The organism is Streptomyces sp., assembly GCF_050698815.1.
Taxonomy (GTDB): domain Bacteria; phylum Actinomycetota; class Actinomycetes; order Streptomycetales; family Streptomycetaceae; genus Streptomyces.
The window spans coordinates 1-3,965 of record NZ_JBOHCV010000268.1 but is presented as its reverse complement, the minus strand read 5'-3'; the positions used below and the strand labels follow the sequence as shown (position 1 = coordinate 3,965).

Here is a 3,965-nt window from a genome sequence, read left to right as displayed (position 1 = left end):
GTCGGGGTTGGCCTGCTTGTCCCACCAGCGCCAGGCGGCGTACGCGGCGCCGGCGAGCAGCCCGAGCACGCCGAGCCGCTTGGCCAGCCGCCCCCTGCGGGCGCGGCTCTCGCGCCGGTGCACGAGCTTCTCGATCTCCTTGGCCGTCACCTGTCCGCGGATCGCGGCGACCGCCGCGGCGCTGCGCGAGGCGGCCTCCTCCCGTACGGGCGCCGAGGCGGTACGGGCGTCCGCGACGGCGTGCTCGATGCGGGGTCCGGCGTATTTGGCGGCCTTGCGGGCCGCCTTCCGGGTGCGCTTGGCGGCCTTGGTCGCCGCCCTGTCCAGCTCGGGTGGCAGATTCTTGCGGGCCTTGGCGATACGGGGCACGACGTGCTGGTCGTACCCGTCGCGCGCCGAACTACGGGCCTGTCGCGCCGCGTACGAGACCTTCGGCCCCAGCACTGCGCCCGCCTCGTGCGCGTACTGCACCGCGGTGTCCCTGGCAGCCCCTGCATAGGGTGCCACGACGTCCGCCGCGTGCCGCACGCTGTCCTTGGTGTTACCGGTCGCGGCGCGCACGCTGTCGATGCGGGTCACGGTTCCTCCTCCTCGGTGGCGTGTCACGGGCTCGTGGGTTTTCCTCCCATAGACACAGTGTCGTTTTCCACCCGTTTCGAAGATCATGCCTGGCGGCGTCCACTCAAGCGCGCTGCGAAGGGGCATCCGGGTCATTCCGCGCGTACTCTTGCCCGCTGACGTCCGTGGGAGTATCGGGCGGGTCAATGCAGACTGATGGAAGGTAGATCGTGGCTGAGCAGCTCTACGCCACCCTGAAGACCAATCACGGTGACATCGTGGTACAGCTTTTCCCCAACCACGCGCCGAAGACGGTCAAGAACTTCGTCGAACTCGCCGAGGGGTCGCGCGAATGGACGCACCCCGAGACCGGTGCGAAGACGACCGACAAGCTGTACGACGGCACGGTCTTCCACCGGGTCATCAGCGGCTTCATGATCCAGGGCGGTGACCCGCTGGGCAACGGCACCGGCGGTCCGGGGTACGAGTTCGGGGACGAGATCCACCCCGACCTCGCCTTCACCAAGCCGTACCTGCTGGCCATGGCGAACGCCGGGCCGGGCACCAACGGTTCGCAGTTCTTCGTGACCGTCGGCGCCACCGCGTGGCTGACCGGCAAGCACACCATCTTCGGTGAGGTCACGGACCCGGCCAGCCAGAAGGTCGTGGACACCATCGCGGGCCTCCCGACCAACCCGCGCACGGACCGTCCGAATCAGGACGTCGTGCTCGAAGCCGTCACGATCGAACGCCGCTGACGCGCGATCGGGAACTGTTCCGCCCCGGCCGACCGTAGGAGAAGTCGGGGCGGAACACATCCGCACGGGAGACGAAAAGGCGGAGGCCACGGTCCATGGAGGATCAGGAGCAGGATCAGGCCGGGCAGCGAGTGACCCACTGCTACCGGCACCCGGACCGGGAGACCGGCATCCGGTGCGCGCGCTGTGAGCGTCCGATATGCACCGATTGCATGATCCCCGCCTCTGTCGGATTTCAGTGCCCGGAGTGCGTCAAAGGGGGGAGCGGTACGGGACACCGCCCGTCCGCGAGCCGGCCGCGCACTCTCGCCGGCGGTGCGCTCGCGGCGGACCGGCGGCTGATCACCAAGATCCTGCTCGGGCTCAACGCCGCCCTCTTCATCGCGGTGCTGGTGGCCGGTGACCGGCTGGTCGGCGATCTGGTGCTGTTCGGCCGCGCGGTCGCGGAGCCGTTCGGCCCGGTGGAGGGCGTGGCCGAGGGGCAGTGGTACCGCCTGCTGAGCTCGATGTTCCTGCACCAGGAGATCTGGCACATCGCGATGAACATGCTGGGCCTGTGGTTCCTCGGCCCGCCGCTGGAGGCGGCGCTCGGCCGGTGGCGCTACACGGCGCTCTATCTGCTCTCCGGGCTCGGCGGCGGCGCCCTGACTTACTTGGTCTCCTCGCCCGGGCAGGCGTCGCTCGGCGCCTCCGGTGCGATTTTCGGGCTGTTCGGCGCGACGGCGGTGCTGATGCGGCGGCTGAACTACGACATGCGGCCGATCCTCATCCTGCTGGGCATCAATCTGATCTTCACCTTCACCTGGCAGGGCATCTCCTGGCAGGCGCACATCGGCGGCCTGGCGGTGGGCGCGCTGATCGCGTACGCGATGGTGCACGCGCCCCGTGAACGGCGGGTGCTCGTGCAGTACGGCGCCTGTGCGCTGACGGCGCTGGTGATCACCGCGTCGATCGTCGTACGAACGCTCCAGCTGATGCCCTGACCGGGGGTTTCCGCACTGTTGTCCACAGCGCGTCCCGGATCTTGTGCATGGCGTAGGGAACGGCTGTCCAGACTCGCTCAGAAGTACGTTTCTGCTGGACAGAAGGGGTGACGGGGGATGGCCGGTGCAGTACTTCGGTCATCCCGGCGTCAACCTACGCAGAGTTATCCACAGATCTTGTGAAGTTTTCCAGCCCTGTGGATCAACCTGTGGATAACTCAGTCCGGAGTCGCTACTTCCACTGCGTGGAGACGACGAAGCCCACCGCGATGAAGCCGAAGCCGACCACGATGTTCCAGCTTCCGAACGCCTCGACCGGCAGTTTGCTCTCGGTCACGTAGAACACCACGATCCACGCCAGGCCGATGACGAACATCGCCAGCATCAGCGGCGCGACCCAGCGGCCGCCGGTGGCGCCGAGATGGATTTCGGTCGCCTTCTTCTCCGGTGGCGGAGTGAAGTCTTCCTTTTTGCGGATACGTGACTTCGGCACGAGAGTCTCTCCTGTCGATGTGCTGCGTGACCGCGCTGCGTCCGCGCTGCGTCCACGCCTGGGTTCCCGCCCCGGATCGGGGCCTGGGGAGTGTGACGCTGTGGTGGTCCGTTAGCGTAGTGGTTCCTCGCGGTGGAGGGAGACAAGGGTAGGTGACCAGATTGCGCTTCCGACCTGCCCGGCTGGCCACGCTGGGGGTTTTCGCCCTCGCGGGCGTAATCTTCTGGGTCAGTTTCAACACCTCGCAGGGTACCGATCTGCGGACCGACGCCTCCATGCTGCGACTGTCCGACCTCATCCAGGAGCGGAGCCGTAAGAACGCGGAGCTCGACGCCTCCGCCGCGGCCGTACGCGCCCAGGTCGACCGGCTCGCGCGCAGCGACAGCGGCAGCAGCACGGCGGCGGAGCGGAAGCTGACGGGTGTGGAGCGGGAGGCCGGCACCCGAAAGGTGTCGGGGCGCGGAGTGACGGTCACGCTCGACGACGCCCCGCCGAACGCCGTCGCCCAGGTTCCCGGAGTGCCCGAGCCGCAGCCCAACGACCTCGTCATCCACCAGCAGGATCTGCAGGCCGTGGTCAACGCGCTGTGGAAGGGCGGCGCGAAAGGCGTCCGGATCATGGACCAGCGGCTGATCTCGACCAGCGCGGTGCGCTGCGTGGGCAACACCCTGATCCTGCAGGGCCGGGTCTACTCCCCGCCGTACAAGGTGACCGCCGTCGGCTCCCCCGACACGCTGCGCAAGGCCCTGGACGGCTCCTCCGCGATCCAGAACTATCTGCAGTACGTCGACGCCTACGGCCTCGGCTGGAAGGTCGAGGAGCCCGAGTCGGTGACCCTGCCGGGCTACTCCGGCACCGTCGACCTGCACTACGCCAAGCCGGCCGGGTGAGCGGCACTTCCCCCACTGACGCACCGCGGCGTGCCACGGGCCCGTACTCTGGTGGGCGCGCCCGTGTGGCGGCCGGCGGCGACGACGGCAGCGGACCACAGAGAGAGGACGGCACGCGGAGATGTACGGCTGGATCTGGCGCCACCTGCCAGGCAATACATGGGTGCGGGCCTTCTTCTCGCTCGTGCTCGCGCTCGCAGTCGTTTTTCTGCTCTTCCAGTACGTCTTCCCCTGGGCGGAGCCGCTGCTGCCGTTCAACGACGTGACGGTCGACAGCGGCGGT

Annotated in this window: 5 protein-coding genes; 3 read left to right on the top strand and 2 right to left on the bottom strand. The window is 68.2% G+C overall.

What is annotated here, in order from left to right:
* Positions 1-579, bottom strand: a 579-nt coding sequence (locus ACRDP3_RS09795; RefSeq protein ID WP_431516479.1) for a DUF5324 family protein, incomplete at its 3' end; no start/stop codon positions are given.
* 209 nt (positions 580-788) lie between these two features.
* Here ACRDP3_RS09795 and ACRDP3_RS09790 point away from each other — a divergent pair.
* Positions 789-1,316 carry a peptidylprolyl isomerase gene (locus ACRDP3_RS09790; RefSeq protein WP_431516478.1) on the top strand — a complete coding sequence of 176 codons (528 nt, stop codon included), beginning with the start codon at positions 789-791 and terminating at the stop codon, positions 1,314-1,316.
* Positions 1,317-1,411: 95 nt separating this feature from the next.
* Positions 1,412-2,299, top strand: a complete 888-nt coding sequence (locus tag ACRDP3_RS09785) for a rhomboid family intramembrane serine protease (protein ID WP_431516477.1) — start codon at positions 1,412-1,414, stop codon at positions 2,297-2,299.
* Between the two features lie 232 nt (positions 2,300-2,531).
* Here ACRDP3_RS09785 and crgA read toward each other — a convergent pair whose 3' ends face one another.
* A complete protein-coding gene (crgA, locus tag ACRDP3_RS09780) occupies positions 2,532-2,792 on the bottom strand; it encodes a cell division protein CrgA (protein ID WP_431516476.1) in 261 nt (86 codons plus the stop codon).
* Between the two features lie 152 nt (positions 2,793-2,944).
* Here crgA and ACRDP3_RS09775 point away from each other — a divergent pair, with 152 nt between their 5' ends.
* Positions 2,945-3,682 carry a DUF881 domain-containing protein gene (locus ACRDP3_RS09775; RefSeq protein ID WP_431516475.1) on the top strand — a complete coding sequence of 246 codons (738 nt, stop codon included), beginning with the start codon at positions 2,945-2,947 and terminating at the stop codon, positions 3,680-3,682.
* Positions 3,683-3,965: the final 283 nt, after the last annotated feature.

Excerpts from the sequence above, each read along its gene's own strand:
- ACRDP3_RS09785 (WP_431516477.1), top strand. The coding sequence starts at position 1,412 with ATGGAGGATCAGGAGCAGGATCAGGCCGGGCAGCGAGTGACCCACTGC.